The following is a 17,907-nucleotide window of genomic DNA, read 5'->3' on the forward strand; positions in this document are numbered from 1 at the left end:
TCCGGACTGGACACACCGGCCCGTCCAGATCTAGCGTGTCGTCCACGCCGGATGCGAGCGCAAAACGGCCCACAGTGGACGGTGCGATCCGCGACGCTCGATGGCGGCCGGGCGGTGGAGGTGGAGGGGTCGGTGGCGGACGAAGACCGCACGCGGGCGGATTCGCGGGCCGGGGACGAGCCGCCCGACGGACCAACGAAGCACCGACCACGCTCCCGCATCGCCGGGCATACCCGCAGCACGCTGCGCCGACTCACCCGCGCCCGGAAGCGGCGGCGCTGGGCGGTGGAAGGGCTCGCCGCGCTCGTCTGCCTGGTGGCGCTCGCCTCGTACCTCGGCAACCGGTCCGGCCCGGAGTCCGCCGACGATCAGGCGGGCCTCCCGGGCGGCGTGCCCGCCGGGGCAGCCCGCCCCACCGGCTTCCCGGGCGCGGAGCGACGTACCAGCGAGGCCGGGCCGGCGACGCCCAATCTGCGTCCTCGGCAGCGTCCGCCCTCGCCCGACCCGACGCCGTCGGTCAGCGCGCCGGCCCCGCCGCCGCCGTCCCCAACGGCGGCGGTGCTGTCGGTGAGCCGGGCGGAGGTGCCCGCCGAGGTCGACCTCACCGCCGTGGGCACCCGGGACTGGATGCACTGGGGGCTGCACGGCAGCAACTCGACGGTCCGCAAGCGCGCCGGCTCCGGAGAGATCATCGACGGGGGTGGCACCGGCACCCGGGTCGGCTGGGACGGCAACCAGGAGGTCGTCAGCTGGCGGGACGGCACATCGGAGCGCTCGGTGAGCGGCAGCCCGAACGGCGTCTACACCTGCGGCCCCGGCAGCGGGTTCAGCCTCACCGTCGCCGGCAGCGGCGAGCCCCGCGTCGTCCAGCTCTACGCCGGTACCTGGATGGCACGCGGCCGGCTGGAGGCCCGGCTGTCCGCCGGTGGACCGGTCAGCACCGCGCGGCTGGAGGACCCGTACACCGGCCAGAGTGCCCAGTTCACCATCCGGTTCAAGCTGCCGAAGGGTGCCCGACTGGTGCTGACCTGGACCGTCGAGAAGGTCTTCACCGAGCGCTGCGGCAACGTCGGCCTCCAGGCCGTGGCGGTGCGCTGACCGGCGGCCGTCGCCACGTGTTCGGGCCGTCCGCCACCGGTGGCGGCAGTAGCCTGGGCGCGAGAGCCGCCGACCCGTGAGGAGTGCCGATGACGTCCAGCGAGCAGGTGGTGGACAGCCCCGAGGGCTGGGTCGCCGAGCACATCCAGCGGTACGTCGAGACCGGCGGCGCCGAGGGGCACGAGTGGCGGCCCGGGGTCTACACGCTCCTGCTGACCACCCGGGGCCGGCACAGCGGCAAGCGACGCCGCACCGCCCTGATCTACGGCCGGGACGGCGACGACCACCTGGTGGTCGGCTCGCAGGGCGGCGCCCCGAAACACCCGGCCTGGGTCCTCAACCTGCTGGCCGAGCCGCAGGTCGAGGTGCAGGTCGGCCCGGAGACGTTCCCCGCGCGGGCGCGCGTCGCCAGGCCCGAGGAGAAGCCGCGGATGTGGTCCACGATGGCCGCCATCTGGCCGGCGTACGACGACTACCAGGCCAGGACCGACCGGGAGATCCCGGTGGTGGTGCTGGAACGGATCTGACCTGGCGTCCGCGTGCACCGCTGGGCGCCGGGACAGTTTGTCCGTCGCGCACCGTCGATGGCGACGTAACTTTCTGCTGTCCCCGTCTGACCATCCAGTGTGGAGGCACCGCAGATGAGCAGCAGTACCGCCCACCGCGTCCGTCCGGCCGCTTCGTCCCGTGCCGGTGAAGCCCCGGGGGAGGTGCTCCGCGACATCCCCCTGCCGCCGTACGTGACGGGCGAGGACACCCAGTTCGCGGTGCGGGCGGTGGTGGTGCACGCCCCCCGCCGGTGGTCCGGCGGCATGGTCTGCCGTAACGACGCCAGCCCGCACCCGTGCCGGCTGCACCGCTGGGGCACCCGGGTGCTGGCGCTGCGCGGGCTGCGGGCCACCGAGATCGCCGCGCTCATCGAGCGGGGTGACCCGACCGCGGTGGTTCCCTCACCGGACCGCCCGGCCTGACCCGGCCGGGGGCGCGGTGACACCCCCGGCCGCCGGTCAGCAGGTGATCGGCTTGACCCAGGAGCACTCCACGCCCTCCGGGGTCCGTGGCGTCTCCGGCACCGCCGGCGGTGCCACCCGTGCCGTGGCCGCGCCGTCCTCGCGGTAGCCGGCCAACGCCACGGCGATCTGGTCCTCGAGCGCCTTGACGGACGCGGTGAGGTAGTTGTTCAGCAGGATGGAGAACGCCAGCAGCCGGCCGTCGGCGCTGGTCACATAGCCGGACAGCCCGGAGACCCCGGTCAGGCTGCCGGTCTTCGCGTGCACGTTGCCCGCCGCCGGGGTGCCGGCCATCCGGCTGCGAAGCGTGCCGCCGACGAACCGGTCGGGTTGCCCGGCGATCGGCAGCGCCGCGTACCAGGTGGCGAACCAGGGTTCGGCCCGGACGGCGGCCAGCAGGTCGACGAACTCCGTCGCCGGGACCAGGTTGCGCCGGGACAGCCCGGAACCGTCGCGCTGGCGCAGCGTGCCGGTGTCCATCCCGGTGTCGGCGACGTACTCGCTGATCGCGGTCAGCCCGGCCGACCAGGTGCCCGAGCCGGAGAGCACCCGGCCGATCTCCTTGGTCAACACCTCGGCGTGCCCGTTGTTGGAGAGCTTGAGGAACGGCGTCATCAACTCACCCAGGCTCATCGAGTCGTGCCGGGCCACCGGGTGGGCGGCCTCCGGGGTGGGCTGCCCGAGCACGGTCCGACCGAGCACCCGCACGCCGTGCCGGTGCAGCGCCGCCCGGAACACGTCGGCGGCGTAGCCGGTGGGCTCCCAGACGCTCACCCAGTCGCTGGCCGGCTCGTCGCCGACCGCGATCTGCCCGCTCACCACGATGGTGTTGCCGCCGTGCTCGCGTTCGATCGAGATCGAGGTCTCACCCGTGGCGACCGTCTCGGCGCGGTTGTCGATCCGGACGTACCCGGTGGGCGGGGTGGTGTTGACCACCGGCGGGGCGCCGGCCCGGTCGGCCGGGGCGGCGTGCACGATCACGGTGCCGGCGTCGTAGTCGGTGTCCGGCGCGACGGTCAGCGCGGAGACCTGGGCCGCGTAGTAGTAGGGCTCGTCGTCCCAGGTCCAGTCGGGGCCGAGCCGGGTGCGGTCGTAACGGGTGTCGTCGGCGATCAGGTTGCCGGTCACCACCCGGACACCGTCGGCCGCGACCTGCGCGGCGAGCGCGTCGTAGTCGGCCGCGAGCATGGTCGGGTCGCCGCCGCCGCGCAGGTACAGATTGCCGGAGAGCAACCCGCCGCGACGCTTGCCGGTCGTGCGTACGTCGGTGCCGAAGCGGTGCCCCGCGCCGAGCAGCTCCAGAGCGGCGGTGGAGGTCAGCAGCTTGGTGTTGGAGGCCGGGATCAGCCGCCGGTCCCCGTTGCGGTCGTAGAGGGTCTGTCCCGTGCTGGTGTCGACCACGACCACCGACGCCTGCGCGCCGGTCAGCCGTGAGTCGGCGAGGACCGTGTCGATGGCCGCGCGTAGGCGGGTCGTCGCGGGGGTGGGCGACTCGGCGGTGGCGGGCGCGCCGGCGGTGGCCGCGGTGGCGACCAGCGCGACCAGCGCGAGGACCCGGGGAAAGAGACGGCGATGCATGCGCTGATGCTGCCACGAAGATTTCCGCCGGAGAAGAGCTGGGACCGAAGGATATTGCCGTTCAAGCTGTGATCGGTGCGACGGCCAGGGCGGGCAGAGCGGCGGGACGTTCGGCGTTGTACCCCCCGTGGACACCCACTCCGTCGACGTCGTGGTGATCGGGGCCGGCCAGGCCGGCCTGAGCGCCGGCTACCACCTACGTCGTACCGGCTTCGCCCCGGGCGCCGGCTTCGTCATCCTCGACGGTGACGACGGCCCCGGCGGAGCCTGGCAGCACCGGTGGCCGACCCTGCTGCTGGAGCGGGTGCACGGCATTCACGACCTACCCGGGTGGGCCTTCCCGCCCGGCGACCCGCAGCGCCCGGCGGCCGAGCAGGTCAGCGCGTACTTCGCGGGGTACGAGCGAGCCTTCGAGCTGCCCGTACGGCGGCCGGTGCGGGTCCGCGCGGTGCGGTCCCGTCCGGACGGTCGGCTGGACGTGCACACCGACGGCGACCAGTGGACCGCGCGGGCCCTCATCAACGCGACCGGCACCTGGACCCGGCCGTTCTGGCCGCACTACCCGGGTCGGTCCTCCTTCCGCGGCCGGCAGCTGCACACCGCCGACTACCAGGGCCCGGACGAGTTCGCCGGCCGCCGGGTGGTGGTGGTCGGCGGCGGCACCTCCGCGGTGCAACTGCTCGCCGAGGTCTCCACCGTCGCGGCCGCGACCACCTGGGTGACCCGCCGGCCACCCCACTTCCGCGACGAGGAGTTCGGCGCCGAGCTGGGTCGGGCCGCGGTGGCCCGGGTGGACGCGGCGGTACGCGCCGGGCGTCCGCCCGGCAGCGTGGTGGGCGTGACCGGGTTGCCGGTCACCCCGGAGATACGACGGCTGCGCGAGCGCGGCGTCCTCGACCGGCTACCCGTCTTCGACCGGATCACGCCCGACGGGGTGGCCTGGGCGGACGGGCGGTTCGTGCCGGCGGACGTGATTCTCTGGTGCACCGGCTTCCGCGCCGCGCTCGACCACCTCGCCCCGCTGGGGCTGCGCGGGCCGGGCGGCGGTATCACGATGGACGGCACCCGGGTGGTCGCCGACGAGCGGATTCACCTGGTCGGGTACGGCCCGTCGGCGAGCACCATCGGAGCGAACCGTGCCGGCCGCGCGGCGGTCAACGAGATCCGTGCGTTGCTCGCCCCGGCCCACGCTCTCGACTGATCCGGCTCTATTTGACGGATCGCCCGGCAGCGGGCACCGTAGGCGAGGACGGGGCCCGTCAGCTGCCCCGACGTGATGCGACGGCGACGACCGTTCGCCCCTCCTGTCGCCTCCCACGTGTGCTCGTACGCGGACCGTTTGTCCGGTCTGTGCGGTAACCGACCGCGAGCCGAGAATCCACGAGGAGTTCCGCCAATGCTCACCATGACCGACAATGCCGTGCTCGTCATCCGTGACCTCGCCAACCAGCAGGACGTCGCCGAGGACGGCGGGGTGCGTATCGCCGCCGACGCCGAGGCCGGGTCGCTCACCGTGGAACTGGTGCCCGAACCGGTGCAGGGCGACCACGTGGTCGACAACCAGGGCGCCCGGATCTTCCTCGACGAGGACGCCGTCGAACTGCTCGGTGACGCCTCGGTGGATGCCACCGTCGACGACGAGGGCATCATCCAGTTCGGCTTCACCGAAAAGGCGTAGCAGGGGCTCAGCCGGCCCGGCGGGTCTCACCGCCGCGCGACTGCCGCAGCGACCGCCCCCGCTGCGGCGGCTCCGGCTGGGAGTGCCACCCCGGGGCGGCGTCGCTGCCCGGATGCAGCAGCGCGGTCAGCACGTGCGCCAGGTGGTGCGACGTGCTCCAGGCCGCCCAGTTGGCGGCCGAGCCGGCGCCGGCGCCCCTTCGGGCCCGGCGCAGCAGCTCGTGGTCACCCCAGGAGAAGGCCGCGCCGGTGCGCGGCCAGTGCGGTGCCGAGACCAACGTGCGGCACAGGTCAGCGAACCGGTCGTCGCCCCGTCCGCCCCGCCGCGACCAGCGGTAGACCCACCAGCCGCCGTCGGCCGTGTATCGCACCGTGGGCAACCGGTCGCCCGGGTCGCCGGTGCCGGGTACGGCCGGGCCGACGCCGTAGTCGCCGTAGCCGACCCCGGCGTCGGCCAGTCGCCGCCAGAGCTGCCAGTCCCAGCGGTCCAGCCGGACCGGCTCGTCGGTGGGCAGCCGGGACAGCGTCGGCGGCATACCGCCGGCCGCCACCGTCACCGACCGCCAGGCGTGCCGACGGGCCCAGTCCAGCAGCCGGCGTACCCGCGGCTCGGCCAGCCGCACGTCCGCCGGGCAGCACACGTCCCCCGCGTCCACCAGCAGGTCGCACTCCTCCGGCGCCAGGCCGGTGAACCGCCAGATCCGCTCGACGGCGGCGGTGCTCTCGTCCGGCCCGGCCCGGTCCTGACCGGCCCGCAGCCGGACCAGCGCCCGCCTGGCGTACGCCCGAGCTGCCGCGCCGTGCGCGACCAGCCGGCGGTCGCTCTCCGCGAGCCCGATCACCGGCACCAGCGGTACGCCCCAGCGGGCCAGCTCCGCGTCGGGGGCAGCGGGCAGAGTGCTGACGTCGACGGCTGGCAGCATCCCGACCGGCAGTCGGCGCAGGACGTCGATCGTCGCGCGATCGACCGCGCCGACCTCCAGGATCGGGGCGAGCATCGGGGCGGCCGCCGGATCGAGGTGACTCAAGGCGTCCAGCTCGCCGCGCCGACTGGCGAGGATGGGACGGTAGACCGGTTCCGCCGCCGGGCTCCCGTGGGCGGGCTCCATACTTCAATCTAGCCAGGTATGCGCATATGTCACAGGCTGTCGAGCCGGAATTCGGCTGCCCGGCTGTCGGCTCGGCGACTACGCTCGCCCGATGCTCGCGCCAGCTCGCCGCTACCGGTCCGACGACGAGGACAGCGCCCGCTGGGCCGGCTTCCCGTTCCGGGACGGCGACATCGTGATCAGCACCCGATCCAAGAGCGGCACCACCTGGATGCAGATGATCTGTGCGCTGCTCGTGCTGCGTACGCCGGAGCTGCCGGCGCCGCTGACCGAGCTGTCACCGTGGCTGGACTGGCTGGTCGAGCCACAGGACGCGGTGTACCGCCGGCTGGCCGCGCAGCCGCACCGGCGGTTCGTCAAGACGCACACGCCACTGGACGGCGTGCCGCTCGACCCCCGGGTGCACTACGTGGTGGTGGCCCGGCACCCGCTGGACATGGCGGTCTCCCTGTACCACCAGGCCGGCAATCTGGACCGGACGCGGCTCAGCGAGCTGACCGGCCAGCCCGCCCCGGTGGGACCACCGCGAGCACGCAGGCCGGTGGGGCAGTGGCTGTCGAGCTGGGTCGACCGGGAGGTGGACCCACGCGCCGAGCTGGATTCGCTGCCCGGGGTGCTCCTGCACCTGAGTGACGCCTGGGCCCGCCGGCACGAGCCGAACGTCGAGCTGGTGCACTATGACGACCTGCGGGCCGACCTGGGCGGCCAGATGCGCCGGCTCGCCGACCGGTGGGGTCTCGCGGTGTCTCCCGAGCGCTGGCCCGACCTGGTGGACGCGGCGACCTTCGGTCGGATGCGGGAGCGCGCCGACCGGCTCGCACCGGACACGCTCGGTGTGCTGCGCGACCGCCGGGCCTTCTTTCGACATGGCGGCTCGGGGCAGGGACGGGACCTGTTGGACGCCGCCGCGCTGGCCCGCTACCGGGCGCGAACGGCGGCGCTAGCGCCACCCGACCTGCTCGCCTGGCTGCACCACGAAGCCTGACCCCGAAGGAAGGGCACCTTCTTAACGCCTCCGGTTGTACAGGGGGACCTTGTTAACACTGAGCGGCCCGCGTGACACCGCGGCGGGGTCCGCAGACGAGCGCACGGCGCCGCTTCGACCGTGGTCGGAACGTCGCCGCGCTCTGGCCGTCTCCCACCACCGCAGCCGTTCGGCGGTACGCCGGCGGGGACCTGGCTCGACCGGCCGCTCGCACCGGTCAGGCATGTCGATCCCCGGCCGGCGTCAATCCAAACCTGCCAACCGTGGGGAATTCCACCATCTGCGAGTCCCGGCGTGACGCGCCGCCGAACGGGGTATGAGCCCGGCATGGAGCATTTCACGATCGCGACCGTCGCTGAGAAGAGCCCGGACTTCCGGCGGGTGCTGTGGACGGGTCAGCACACCCAGTTGGTCATCATGACCATCCCGCCGGGCGGGGAGATCGGCGAGGAGGTCCACGAGGGCATCGACCAGATCCTGACCTTCGTCAGCGGCACCGGCGAGGCCCGGGTCGCCGGAGAGAAGCGGGAGGTCGTCTCCGGCGACCTCGTCGTGGTGCCGGCCGGCACCAGGCACAACTTCGTCAACACCGGCCCCAACCCGTTGGTGCTCTACACCGTCTACGGGCCGCCGGAGCACGCCGACCAGGCCGTACACCGGACCAAGGAGGAGGCCGACGCGGCCGAGGAGGCCGGCGAGGACGAGCCGCCCACGGCGTGACGCTGCCGACGGCGGTCTGATCCGGGCCGATCCGGGTACCCGCGACGGGTGGAGCAGCAGCCGGCGATCTCCGACTACGGATTCCTGTCCGACTCCCGCTCCGGTGCGCTGGTCGGCAAGGACGGTTCGATCGACTGGTGGTGTCCGCACCGATTCGACGGCGCCTCCGTGTTCGGGCGGCTGCTCGACCCGCGCGCCGGACACTTCCGGTTGGCGCCGGTTGGCGTGGGCGGGCCGGGGTTCCGGGTGGAGCGCTCGTACCAGCCGGACACGCTGGTGTTGCGCACGGTGCATCACACCCCGCAGGGCAGCGTGGCGGTCACCGACGCCCTCGCCGCCGAGTTCGGCGCCCGCGCGCACGAACTCGGCATCAACTCACCCGCCGTGCTGATCCGGGTGGTCGAGGGGCTGTCGGGTCGGGTCCGGATGGCGCTGGACTTCGCACCCCGCCCGGAGTACGGCCTGCTCACCCCGTACCTGCACGAGCAGCCCGACGGCGGGGTGGTGGCCGCGGCGGGCCCGGTGACACTGTTGCTGCGCTCCGCGGAGCTGCCGCTGCGGGCCGGCCGGGACCGGGTGACCCACGAGTTCGAGGTCTCCGCGGGCCAGGTGATCGGGGTGGACGTGGCGTACGGCGCGACGTACGGCGCCTCGCCGGTCCGGCTGGACCCGGTGGCCGCGCTCGCCGAGACGGTACGGGCGTGGGAGGCGTACCGGGAGCCGCACCAGTACCCGGGCCGGTACCCCGCGCTGGTCCGGCACAGCGCGACCGTGCTGACCGGTCTCACGTACGCCCGCAGTGGCGCGATCACCGCCGCGCTGACCACGTCCCTGCCGGAGCGGATCGGCGGCGACCGCAACTACGACTACCGCTTCTCCTGGCTGCGCGACTTCTCGATGACCATGCGCGCGCTCTGGGTGGCGGCCTGCCCGCACGAGGCGTCGCGGCTGTTCGCCTGGGTGTCCCGATCGATCGGCCGCATCGGCGACGAGCCGGTGCCGGTGCTGTTCGGGTTGGAGGGGGAGCGCGACCTCACCGAGCACGGCTGCGCGCAGCTGCGCGGCTACGCCGGCAGCGGGCCGGTCCGGATCGGCAACGACGCCTGGCAGCAGCGGCAGCTCGACGTGCCGGGGGAGGTGATGTCGGCGGTCTGGCGGATGCGCGACTACCTGGGCGGGACGTTCGACGGGGAGCTGCGCGAGATGGTGCTCGGGCTGACCGAACAGGTGGCGAGCACCTGGCACCTGCCCGACCAGGGCATGTGGGAGGCCCGCGGCCCGGAGAGGCACTACCTCTCCTCCAAGGTGCTCTGCTGGCTGACGATGGACCGGGCGGTGCGGCTCGCCGACCGGCTCGGCGAGCGGGCCGAACCGGACCGCTGGGCCAGGATCCGCGACGAGATCCGCGGTGAGGTGCTGCGGCAGGGCTGGAACGAGCGGATGGGCGCGTTCACCGGCGTGTTCGGCTCGGCCGAGCTGGACGCCTCGGCGCTCTTCCTGCCTGTGGTGCACTTCCTGCCGGCCACCGATCCGCGGATGCGCTCCACCATGGAGGTGGTGGAGCGGGAGTTGGGCACCGACGACGGGCTGGTCCGGCGCTGGTCGACCGACCCGGCGGGTTTCGTGCTCTGCTCGTTCTGGTTGGTGGAGTGCCTGGCGCTGGCGGGCGAGCGACGCCGCGCCGAGGAGCTGTTCGAACGGGTGATCGGGCAGGCCAACGACGTGGGCCTGTTCAGCGAGCAGATCGACCTGAGCACCGGGGTGCAGCTCGGCAACACCCCGCAGGCGCTGTCGCACATCGGCCTGATCAACGCGGCCTGGCGGCTGACCGACCCGTACAGCTTCTGACCGGTCGCCCGCCGGTCGGCTGTTAAGAAGGGCCCCTTCCTCTACCGGAGGCGTTAATAAGGGCACCTTCCTTGTGGTGAATCCTGCAACAGACCTGCAAGCGCCAGGCATTGACGGTGATGCGTACGCAGTCCTAGCCTCGAAGAGACGGGAAAGCCCTTTCCCCAGGGCTTTGACCCCGCTTCACCCCGCTCCGGACACCGGGCATCCGACGGGGGCGCATCGATCCCAGGTCATGGCAGCGCGCCGTGCCGGCACGTCCTCGTACGGACGGTCGTGGGATCGCCACCACACGCGTCAAGGAGGACAACTGTGCACAAGAGACGACTCCCCGGCCGACGACCACTGCTGCTCGCGGTGGGCGCCGGCGCGACCGTGGCGGCCCTCGCGGCCGGCATGACCTCGGCTTTCGCGGCCACCGTCTTCACCGACGACTTCAACGACGGCAACACCTCCGGCTGGTCCAAGTCCGGCGGTACCTGGACCGTCGACGGCTCGGGCGTGCTCAACCAGTCCAACGCCGGCAGCTCTCTGGCCCGGCAGTTCGCCGGCCAGACGAGCTGGACCAACTACACGGTGCAGGCCCGGGTCAGGCCGGTCAGCTTCGGCTCGTCCAGCGCCCTGGTCGGGCTGGCAGCCCGGTCCAGCAGCAGCACCAAGATGTACCGGCTGGCCCTGCTCGGCTCCGGCCGGGCCGAACTCCAGGCCGTCAACGGCAGCAGCATCACCGCGATCGGCTCCGCGTCGCTGGGCATCGGCACCGGCAGCTGGTACACCCTGCGCATCGAGACCAGTGGCAGCACCATCCGCGGCTTCGTCAACGGCACCCAGATCGCCGCCGGCAGCAACAGCCTGGTCGGCGCCGGCCGGATCGGCCTGGTCACCGCGTACGCCAGCGGCGGCTTCGACGACGTCGCCGTCGACTCCTCCGGTAGCGGCACCCCGACCACGCCGCCACCCACCACGCCCGGCCCGACCAATCCGCCGCCGGCGGGCTGGCCGACGCCCACCAGCAGCCAGAAGGTGGATGCGACGATCCCGGTCTCCGGCACCTTCGACGGCGGGCTCAAGCGCTACTACGGCATCGGCGACGGCGGGCAGAGCGAGAGCCAGGACCCGATGTTCGAGCTAGCCGCCGGGGCGACCCTGCGCAACGTGATCATCGGAGCGCCGGCCGGTGACGGCGTGCACTGCGAGGGCAACTGCACCCTGATCAACGTCTGGTGGGAGGACGTGGGCGAGGACGCCGCCACCTTCCGCGGCGGCACCACATACACGGTCGACGGCGGCGGCGCCCGCTCGGCCAGCGACAAGGTCTTCCAGCACAACGGCTCCGGCACCGTCCACATCAAGAACTTCCGGGTGGAGAACGCCGGCAAGCTCTACCGTGCCTGCGGCAACTGCTCCACCTCGTACCAGCGGCACGTGGTGATCGACAACGTGGTCGTCCGGGACACCGACGCGATCGCCGGCATCAACACGAACTGGGGCGACACCGCCCGGTTCAGCCGGATCACCATCGTCGGCGACCCCGACCGGGACACCTCGATCTGCGTCAAGTACCGCGGCGTGCCGAAGGGCAGTGAGCCGGTCGAGATCGGGGAGGGCGCCGACGGCATCAACTGCCTCTACGCACCGTCCGACATCACCTACCAGTAGGCCGGCACGACGGCGCCCCGCGGACCGCACGGTCCGCAGGGCGCCCGCCGGCTCAGCTCAGCACGGGTACGCCGGAGACGTCCACGGTTTCCGGATACTTCAGCCCGGCGCCGGTGTTGAGCACCACCACCCGCTCACCGGCCCGGATCCAACCGCCGGCGCGCAACTGCCGCGCCGCGGTCAGGCAGGCGGCACCCTCCGGGCAGAGCAGCAGCCCCTCCCGGCCGGCGAAGTCCCGCAGATCGGCCAGGATGTCCGCGTCGTCGACGGCGACGGCGGTGCCGGCGGAGGCCCGCAGCGCGGCCAGGATCAACTCGTCGCCCAGCGGCGCCGGCACGGTGATGCCGAAGGCCACGGTCTGGGCGTCGGCCCACGGCCGGGCCCGCTCCTCGCCGGCGGCGAAGGCCCGCACGATCGGCGCGCAGCCGGTCGACTGCACCGCCACCAGCCGGGGCAGCTTGTCGCCGATCCAGCCCAGCTCGCGCAGCTCGTGCAGCGCCTTGTGGATGCCGATCAGCCCGACACCGCCACCCGTCGGGTAGATGATCACATCGGGCGGCTGCCAGCCGAGCTGCTCGACAATTTCGTACCCCATCGTCTTCTTGCCCTCGAGCCGGTAGGGCTCGCGCAGCGTGCCGGCGTCGAAGATCGCCCCGGCGGACTCCGCGACCAGCTCGGCCACCCGCCGGCCCGCGTCGCCGATCAGCCCGTCGATCAGGCGCAGGTCGGCGCCGGCTGCGACGCACTCACGCCGGCAGATGCCCGGCGCCGCCAACGGCATGACGATGGTGGCTCCCATCCCGGCCCGTGCCGCGTACGTCGCCCAGGCCGATCCGGCATTGCCGTTGGTGGGCATCGCGATCCGCTGGACACCCAGCTCGCGGGCCCGGCTCACGCCGACCGCGGCGCCGCGCGCCTTGAACGAGCCGGTCGGGATCAACCCCTCGTCCTTGACCATCAGGTCCTCGATGCCGATCTCGGCGCCGTACGTCGGGACGCGCAGCAGTGGCGTCCAGCCCTCGCCGAGCGTAGTGACGTGTCGGGGGTCGGCGACCGGCAGCAGCTCCCGGTAGCGCCACAGGTCGGCCGGGCGCAGCGGAAAGTGCTCCGGAGTGACCGCCTTGGCCACCGCCGGCAGGTCGTAGCGGGCCAGCAGCGGGGAGCCGCACTCGCAGAGGTTGTGCAACTGGTCGGCGGCGTGCTCCCGGCCGCAGCGCGGGCAGTCCAGGTGGGTCAGGTACACGTCGCTCCTCGCCCTCAGACCGCATCGATGCTGAGCCAGCGCCGGCTGCGCCTGCCCGGCTCGTAGACAGAGTCCAGCCGCTTGGCGACCACGCCGGGCAGGCCCTGCTCCCGCCCGGTGCGCAGCGCCTCGTCGCCGACGCCGGGGAACCACGGCGGAGTCTGCCAGTGCGTACCGGTCAGCGCCAGCCCGTCCAGCAGCTCGCGGCGTTGCGCGTACGGCACGTCCACGCTGCTCACGCCCTCGAGCCAGAGCAGGTCGACGAGCAGGTACTGGGCACCCGTCGGGACCCGGCCACCGCTGGACGGGCGCGCCGGGCGAACCCGGCCGGCACCGTCGATGCGGACCAGCACACCGTCCAGCACCGCCTCGGTCGGTGCCAGCGCCTCGGCCAGCGCGCGCAGCCACGGGTAACCGCCGGTGATCTCCTCGTCGGTCTCCGAGAGCAGCCGCAGCCGCCCGCCGGAGACGTACGCCATCGCCCGGACCCCGTCCCAGCGCAGCTTTGATCGCCCCAGGAGGCGACCCATGGGAACACTACCGTTCACCCTGCCCACCTGCGAGCAGCCGGCCACCGTCCGGATGCCGGTCTACACCCCCGCCAACGACGGCAGCGGCAGCAGCCTCGACGCCATCGCCTACGCCTGCACCGAACACGCCGGCCAGGCCGTCACCGCCCTCCGGGCCGCCGACCTGAGCACCTACCCGGAGCCGATCGACCCCGACGTCACCCGCACCTGCGGGCACGTGCACATCTTCCCCACCGGCGGCCTCGCCGACCCTGCCGACGTCGCCCCGGACGCCGCACCACCCGCCCACCCGGAACACCCGCGCTGGTGCGACCGTGACGACTGCGAGCGCCGCGGCGAGCGCCGCTCCCGGGCGCTGGAGACCGACACCAACCGGCCCGAGGCCGTCATCGTCGCCGTGGCCCTGGTCCAGTCGCTGCACCCGGCCGCCGCGCCGATGGTGAGCCTCACCGCCGTCGACGGGCCGACCGCCGGGCGGGTGGTCATGTCGATCGGGCAGGCGCGGGTGCTGCGGTACCGCCTGGCCACGCTGATCGACGTGGCGAAGGGTGGCCGGCGGTGAGCCGGGCACGGCGGGAGCACCTGCTCCGCGCTCTGCTCCGCATGGTCGCCCTGTACGGCGAGGCCGAGCGTACGTTCGCGCGGCTGCCGCTGGCCTCGCTGGAGGGCCGCCGGGCCGCGCCGCCGCCCGCCGGTTCGCCGCTGTCGAGCGGATCGCCCATGCCCTCGCCAACCAGGGCGGTGCGCGGTGAGCCGCGCCGTGAAGGAGGCGATGCTGGCCTCCCACGACCTGCCCAAGACTGAGCGCCTGGTCCTCATCGCCATCGCCGCCCACGCCAACAGCGACGGTGACGCGTGGCCGTCGGTCGCCACGATCGCCGACTACGTGGGCTGCTCGGCCCGGACTGTGCAACGGTGCCTCGCCAAGCTGGTCCAGATGGGCCGTCTGGTGGTCGCGAGGGTCGCGCACGTCGCGACCCGGGTCTACCGGCTGGTGACCGGGCAGGCGGTGACATCGCCGGCTGCGGGGGTGACAGATTCGCCGGCCGGGGCGGCAGATCAGCTGCCCGGGGGTGACACGCCTTGGGTGTCACCCGAAGTTGAAGATCATGGGAAGTTGAAGCGCGCTGGCGCGCGGGACTGGCGTCGCTGGATTCCGAAGAGCAAGAACACCCCGGGCGGCTGGCCGGAGCGGCGGGGCGCGGCTCTGCCGGTCGCCAGCCGCAGCGGCTAGTGCCCCCGGCATCGGGGATGCCCGGCGGGGAACTGCGGTCCGTGCCGCAGCGAGGCGCTCGCTGGTGGTGTGCGGTGAGCCGGGCGGATCGGTGGTGGCGGCCAGCACCGCGGCGCAACGTGCGCCCCGCGGTCCGGGCCAACCGCCGGGGTCTGCCGACCAGCGGCCGGGTCTCCGAGGTGTGGGAGGCCGGTTACCGGGTGGGTCGCGCTGACGACACGACCGACGACCAGCGCGACCAGTACGAGCAGCTGCGCCGCCTGGTCGACGCCGCCGAGGACGGGGACATGTCGCTGCTCGACGCGTTCCTTGAGGACGGCGGCCAGGCCGCCGGTGACGACCTGCTCGACGTCGCCGACGCCGCCGGCGTCACCCCCGCCCGGCGAGGTCGACGGCGGGCAGCTCGTCGACGAGCTGGAGGCGTGGCTACGCGACCGGAACGGCAACGGGTGAAGGTCAAGCGCGGGGACCGGCTGGTCTGGGAACACCCAGACTGGCCGGTCCCGCTCTACATCGCAGTGGTGCGGGTCGCCCGGGACGGCACGTGGGCGGACATCGACGTGCGCATGTTGACGTCGCAGTGGTCTCGGTGCACGCCACTTCCACTGTCGAGTCGATGCCGGCCGGACAACTCGACAGTCGAGCAGGGCTGAACCCACGCGCGGGGGGCGCCGGAGTGCCCGTCGGCGATCTAGCCCGCCGGCGGTCGTCGCCCGACTGCTGCAGGGCGCCGGCGGGCGAGCTCGGCACGGCGCTGCTCGTAGTTGACCACCCGGTCGCGCCGCAACCAGTAGACGTTGGGCTGACGCGCTGACGCCAGCGCGCAGATTGCGCCGAGGTTCGCCTGCACCAAGTCGATGATCTCCTGCCGCAGCACGTCCCCCGGAAACAGGAACATGTGGACCTTGGCGTCGAGCAGTGCCCGCAGCTCGACCTCCCGCCGGAGGATGTTCTGATCGCGGCCGAACACCACCCAGCCGCGACTGCCGATCACCGGCAGCCAGTCCTCATCCCTCACGCCCTGCTCCAGGCGGTCCCGCCCGAACACCGACGCTGGGCTGTGCACGCGGTAGCCGAGATCAGCGATGAACCGGCGCAGAGTCCGGCCATGCATGTTCTCGTCGATGTAGAACTCAGGCGGCGCGGCCCAGGAGGATGCGCGCGGCGGTGCGGACGTCGTGGATGTCGAGGCCGAACTCGTCCGCGACTGTCTCAGCGCTTTCACCCGCCTTCATCATGCCGGCGACGTCGGCCACCCGGGCGCCCGTGCCCGCGAAGATCGGCTGCCCGAAGGACCGCCGCATGTTCACGATCACCTTGGAGGGCTGCCAGTTGGTCAGCGTCAGCTGCTCGGGGAGGTTGTTGCGGTCGAACGCGATGTACTCCATGTGATCGGCGACGATCTCCTTGATCACATGCTGGTTGGTGCCGCCGACGATCAGGCCCTCGCCGGCGCGGCTCTTGCTGAAGTCCCAGAGCACGTCAATGCCGTCGGTGGCCAGCTCCGGCGCCACCAGCACGTACTCCCGGCCGAACTCGCGCTGGAGCTCGTTGAGCGCCGGCCGGATCTTCTGCGGAACGACGCCGGCGGTCCGCAGCGCCTCCAGGACGTGTGCTTCCGCCAGCGCGATGAACGTGACCGGCAGTGCCGCCCGCTCGTCAACGACGTGCAGCAGCGGGCCGCCTCGCGGGTATCCGCGTGCCCACCGGTGGAACGTCTGCCGTGGCACCCGGAGATGGCGTGCGGCTTGGGCCAAATTCAGAATTCCTTCCGTAAAACGGATGTCGTCCATTTCGCCCCCTTTCCGAACGCCATTTCGTCGTCCCGAGCATTGCATATCCAGTCCGCTCGGCGCACCACCGTCAGGGGTGTTGCGTGCGACGGACGGATGTGCTCTGCCGTCACTCGCTCGGCAGGGATGCTGTCCGGCTCGTCTCGTGCCGCGCGGCGCCGCCATACCGCCACCGTGATCTCGGCGAGGGCCTGCGACAGAGCCTCAGCCGCGGCACGGCCACCCGGGCTGTCCGGGTCAATCGGATCGATCTTCTTCGCACTCATGCCCGGCAGCGTGCCGGGCCGAGACGAGCGGAGGGGAGACACCCGGCCCGTCGGATGCCTCCCCCCTTTCCCGTCCTACCGCGGCCGCGGCCCCGACGGTCCGACCGGCCCGGGTGGACCACCCGGCCGCGGCTGCCCCGGCATTAGAGCAGCACCGCCGTGATGACCCGGTTGTCGAAGTCGACCTGCTGGCCGAAGTTACTGCGATACCGCATCGTGAACGTCGTCGCGCCGGGGTTCAGGCCCGTGAGCATCTTCTGTGAGCCGACGCCGAAAATGCCGACGTTGCTGGGCGCGCCGCCGGCCTCGATGTGGGCGCGGATACGCCGGTCACCACTCGGCGGCAGGGTGTTCGCTCCGCTGATGTCGATACCGGCGTCACCGGAGACGGCCCCGGGGGCGAGGACAGACCAGCCGATCTGCGCGGAGAAGATGAGCAGGACGCGGCCGGACGGCCGCACGTCAACGGTGACGGACGGGCCGCCGTCGAGGTCGACGTAGCTGGTGCTGGTGGTGGAGTGCTGGGCGAGCTGCTCGCCGGTGACGGTGTCGATGGCGGACAGGGCCGACGCCGCCTCGGGGGTGCCGGGCACTTTCTCACCCTCGACGACGTAGACGGTCGCCCCGGCGGCGGCTGCATCGAGTACCCGGGGCAGCCGATAGAGCACCCGGCGGGTGTCGCCGAGCTTCTACCGGCGGCCGCTCTTCGCGGTCGGGTCGGGCCGCCACTGCACGAAGTCCTTCTCCGGGCAGCGCACCACCATGAAGAGCAGCTCGCCGGCCTCGTCGACGTATCGGTACTCGGCGGCGATGCCGTGTCCGCACGGCGTCCAGTCGTCCCGCCCGCCGCTGCTGGTCTTCGGGGTGTCGAACAGGTCGGCGGCGGACATGTCCAGGGCGGACAGCATGGCGTCGGTGTCGCAGCCGGCCTGGCACTTGACCAGCGCCCGGTCGGGCGTGCCGGTGACGGACAGGCTCGGGTTGCGGTCTTCGTGGGCGGGGCAGTTGGCGCTGGCCCGCTGGCCGGACTGCTCCACCACCTTGCAGCCGTGGGCGCGCAGGGCATCGGTGATCCGCTCGTATGCCGTCTCGGTCACCGGCTGCACCCGTCATGCGTTGCTACGCTGCGGGGGACAGCTTCGCCGGCCGTCGTGAGG

20 protein-coding genes and 1 pseudogene are annotated in these 17,907 nt (G+C 72.8%); 12 read left to right on the plus strand and 9 right to left on the minus strand.

The features are described from left to right. Positions 1–132 precede the first annotated feature (132 nt). The 3 genes from KBX63_RS00210 (at position 133) to KBX63_RS00220 (ending at position 2,069) form a co-directional block, all read left to right on the plus strand. Positions 133–1,098, plus strand: a complete 966-nt coding sequence (locus KBX63_RS00210) for a hypothetical protein (RefSeq protein WP_210906588.1) — start codon at positions 133–135, stop codon at positions 1,096–1,098. A gap of 89 nt (positions 1,099–1,187) precedes the next feature. Continuing rightward, positions 1,188–1,625 (plus strand): nitroreductase family deazaflavin-dependent oxidoreductase, encoded by a 438-nt coding sequence (locus tag KBX63_RS00215; RefSeq protein WP_210906590.1) that lies wholly within the window; start codon positions 1,188–1,190, stop codon positions 1,623–1,625. A 114-nt stretch (positions 1,626–1,739) separates the two neighbouring features. After that, on the plus strand, positions 1,740–2,069 hold the full coding sequence (locus tag KBX63_RS00220) for a hypothetical protein (protein ID WP_210906592.1): 330 nt from the start codon (positions 1,740–1,742) through the stop codon (positions 2,067–2,069). A gap of 36 nt (positions 2,070–2,105) precedes the next feature. On the opposite strand, the gene dacB is transcribed toward KBX63_RS00220, so the two are convergent. Beyond that, the gene (gene dacB, locus KBX63_RS00225; protein WP_210906594.1) at positions 2,106–3,686 is read right to left on the minus strand and encodes a D-alanyl-D-alanine carboxypeptidase/D-alanyl-D-alanine-endopeptidase; all 1,581 of its coding nucleotides are present in this window, start codon (positions 3,684–3,686) and stop codon (positions 2,106–2,108) included. A gap of 127 nt (positions 3,687–3,813) precedes the next feature. On the opposite strand from dacB, the gene KBX63_RS00230 reads away from it, so the two are divergent. Continuing rightward, complete coding sequence (locus KBX63_RS00230; RefSeq protein ID WP_210906596.1) at positions 3,814–4,887, plus strand: NAD(P)-binding domain-containing protein; 1,074 nt, start codon at positions 3,814–3,816, stop codon at positions 4,885–4,887. A 195-nt stretch (positions 4,888–5,082) separates the two neighbouring features. Further along, entirely contained in the window at positions 5,083–5,364 is a 282-nt protein-coding gene (locus tag KBX63_RS00235) for an adhesin (protein ID WP_210906598.1), read from the plus strand. Positions 5,365–5,371: 7 nt separating this feature from the next. Here KBX63_RS00235 and KBX63_RS00240 read toward each other — a convergent pair whose 3' ends face one another. Further along, positions 5,372–6,472, minus strand: a complete 1,101-nt coding sequence (locus KBX63_RS00240) for a hypothetical protein (protein ID WP_210906600.1) — start codon at positions 6,470–6,472, stop codon at positions 5,372–5,374. Between the two features lie 91 nt (positions 6,473–6,563). Between KBX63_RS00240 and KBX63_RS00245 the strand changes: the two genes are divergently transcribed. The 4 genes from KBX63_RS00245 (at position 6,564) to KBX63_RS00260 (ending at position 11,684) form a co-directional block, all read left to right on the plus strand. Next, the gene (locus KBX63_RS00245; RefSeq protein WP_210906602.1) at positions 6,564–7,457 is read left to right on the plus strand and encodes a sulfotransferase domain-containing protein; all 894 of its coding nucleotides are present in this window, start codon (positions 6,564–6,566) and stop codon (positions 7,455–7,457) included. 327 nt (positions 7,458–7,784) lie between these two features. Continuing rightward, positions 7,785–8,177 carry a cupin domain-containing protein gene (locus tag KBX63_RS00250; protein WP_074317339.1) on the plus strand — a complete coding sequence of 131 codons (393 nt, stop codon included), beginning with the start codon at positions 7,785–7,787 and terminating at the stop codon, positions 8,175–8,177. A gap of 48 nt (positions 8,178–8,225) precedes the next feature. Beyond that, positions 8,226–10,025: a glycoside hydrolase family 15 protein gene (locus tag KBX63_RS00255; protein WP_210906604.1), complete on the plus strand. Its 1,800-nt coding sequence runs from the start codon at positions 8,226–8,228 to the stop codon at positions 10,023–10,025. A gap of 312 nt (positions 10,026–10,337) precedes the next feature. After that, positions 10,338–11,684: a pectate lyase gene (locus KBX63_RS00260; RefSeq protein WP_210906606.1), complete on the plus strand. Its 1,347-nt coding sequence runs from the start codon at positions 10,338–10,340 to the stop codon at positions 11,682–11,684. Positions 11,685–11,736: 52 nt separating this feature from the next. On the opposite strand, the gene KBX63_RS00265 is transcribed toward KBX63_RS00260, so the two are convergent. Both KBX63_RS00265 and KBX63_RS00270 read right to left on the minus strand, forming a co-directional pair. Further along, a complete protein-coding gene (locus tag KBX63_RS00265) occupies positions 11,737–12,927 on the minus strand; it encodes a threonine synthase (protein WP_210906608.1) in 1,191 nt (396 codons plus the stop codon). A gap of 14 nt (positions 12,928–12,941) precedes the next feature. Further along, positions 12,942–13,433: pseudogene (locus KBX63_RS00270) on the minus strand (ATP-dependent DNA ligase); the annotation flags it as partial. Between the two features lie 22 nt (positions 13,434–13,455). On the opposite strand from KBX63_RS00270, the gene KBX63_RS00275 reads away from it, so the two are divergent. The 3 genes from KBX63_RS00275 (at position 13,456) to KBX63_RS00285 (ending at position 15,344) form a co-directional block, all read left to right on the plus strand. Further along, entirely contained in the window at positions 13,456–14,019 is a 564-nt protein-coding gene (locus KBX63_RS00275; RefSeq protein ID WP_210906610.1) for a hypothetical protein, read from the plus strand. Positions 14,020–14,205: 186 nt separating this feature from the next. Then, positions 14,206–14,691, plus strand: coding sequence for a helix-turn-helix domain-containing protein (locus KBX63_RS00280; RefSeq protein ID WP_210906612.1), 486 nt, complete (start codon positions 14,206–14,208; stop codon positions 14,689–14,691). Between the two features lie 74 nt (positions 14,692–14,765). Then, entirely contained in the window at positions 14,766–15,344 is a 579-nt protein-coding gene (locus tag KBX63_RS00285; protein ID WP_210906614.1) for a hypothetical protein, read from the plus strand. 38 nt (positions 15,345–15,382) lie between these two features. On the opposite strand, the gene KBX63_RS00290 is transcribed toward KBX63_RS00285, so the two are convergent. The 5 genes from KBX63_RS00290 to KBX63_RS00310 all read right to left on the minus strand — a co-directional run bounded on the left by KBX63_RS00290 (position 15,383) and on the right by KBX63_RS00310 (position 17,847). Then, positions 15,383–15,916, minus strand: a complete 534-nt coding sequence (locus KBX63_RS00290; RefSeq protein WP_210906616.1) for a hypothetical protein — start codon at positions 15,914–15,916, stop codon at positions 15,383–15,385. After that, on the minus strand, positions 15,825–16,529 hold the full coding sequence (locus KBX63_RS36300; RefSeq protein WP_374102171.1) for a DUF433 domain-containing protein: 705 nt from the start codon (positions 16,527–16,529) through the stop codon (positions 15,825–15,827). Before KBX63_RS36300 ends, KBX63_RS00290 begins: the two co-directional genes overlap by 92 nt. After that, complete coding sequence (locus KBX63_RS00300; RefSeq protein ID WP_210906620.1) at positions 16,451–16,750, minus strand: hypothetical protein; 300 nt, start codon at positions 16,748–16,750, stop codon at positions 16,451–16,453. The genes KBX63_RS36300 and KBX63_RS00300 overlap by 79 nt, the downstream gene beginning before the upstream one ends. A gap of 143 nt (positions 16,751–16,893) precedes the next feature. Next, entirely contained in the window at positions 16,894–17,418 is a 525-nt protein-coding gene (locus KBX63_RS00305) for a hypothetical protein (RefSeq protein ID WP_210906622.1), read from the minus strand. Positions 17,419–17,439: 21 nt separating this feature from the next. Continuing rightward, entirely contained in the window at positions 17,440–17,847 is a 408-nt protein-coding gene (locus tag KBX63_RS00310) for a hypothetical protein (RefSeq protein WP_210906624.1), read from the minus strand. Between the last annotated feature and the right edge of the window lie 60 nt (positions 17,848–17,907).

The sequence above is a fragment of the Micromonospora sp. U21 genome (assembly GCF_018070045.1).
Taxonomy (GTDB): domain Bacteria; phylum Actinomycetota; class Actinomycetes; order Mycobacteriales; family Micromonosporaceae; genus Micromonospora.

Bases quoted from the DNA above. Each gene is read 5' to 3' on its own strand.
- KBX63_RS00215 (WP_210906590.1), top strand. From the start codon at position 1,188: ATGACGTCCAGCGAGCAGGTGGTGGACAGCCCCGAGGGCTGGGTCGCC.
- KBX63_RS00220 (WP_210906592.1), top strand. From the start codon at position 1,740: ATGAGCAGCAGTACCGCCCACCGCGTCCGTCCGGCCGCTTCGTCCCGT.
- dacB (WP_210906594.1), bottom strand. From the start codon at position 3,686: ATGCATCGCCGTCTCTTTCCCCGGGTCCTCGCGCTGGTCGCGCTGGTC.
- KBX63_RS00235 (WP_210906598.1), top strand. From the start codon at position 5,083: ATGCTCACCATGACCGACAATGCCGTGCTCGTCATCCGTGACCTCGCC.
- KBX63_RS00240 (WP_210906600.1), bottom strand. From the start codon at position 6,472: ATGGAGCCCGCCCACGGGAGCCCGGCGGCGGAACCGGTCTACCGTCCC.
- KBX63_RS00245 (WP_210906602.1), top strand. From the start codon at position 6,564: ATGCTCGCGCCAGCTCGCCGCTACCGGTCCGACGACGAGGACAGCGCC.
- KBX63_RS00250 (WP_074317339.1), top strand. From the start codon at position 7,785: ATGGAGCATTTCACGATCGCGACCGTCGCTGAGAAGAGCCCGGACTTC.
- KBX63_RS00275 (WP_210906610.1), top strand. From the start codon at position 13,456: ATGGGAACACTACCGTTCACCCTGCCCACCTGCGAGCAGCCGGCCACC.
- KBX63_RS36300 (WP_374102171.1), bottom strand. From the start codon at position 16,529: ATGCAATGCTCGGGACGACGAAATGGCGTTCGGAAAGGGGGCGAAATG.
- KBX63_RS00300 (WP_210906620.1), bottom strand. From the start codon at position 16,750: ATGAGTGCGAAGAAGATCGATCCGATTGACCCGGACAGCCCGGGTGGC.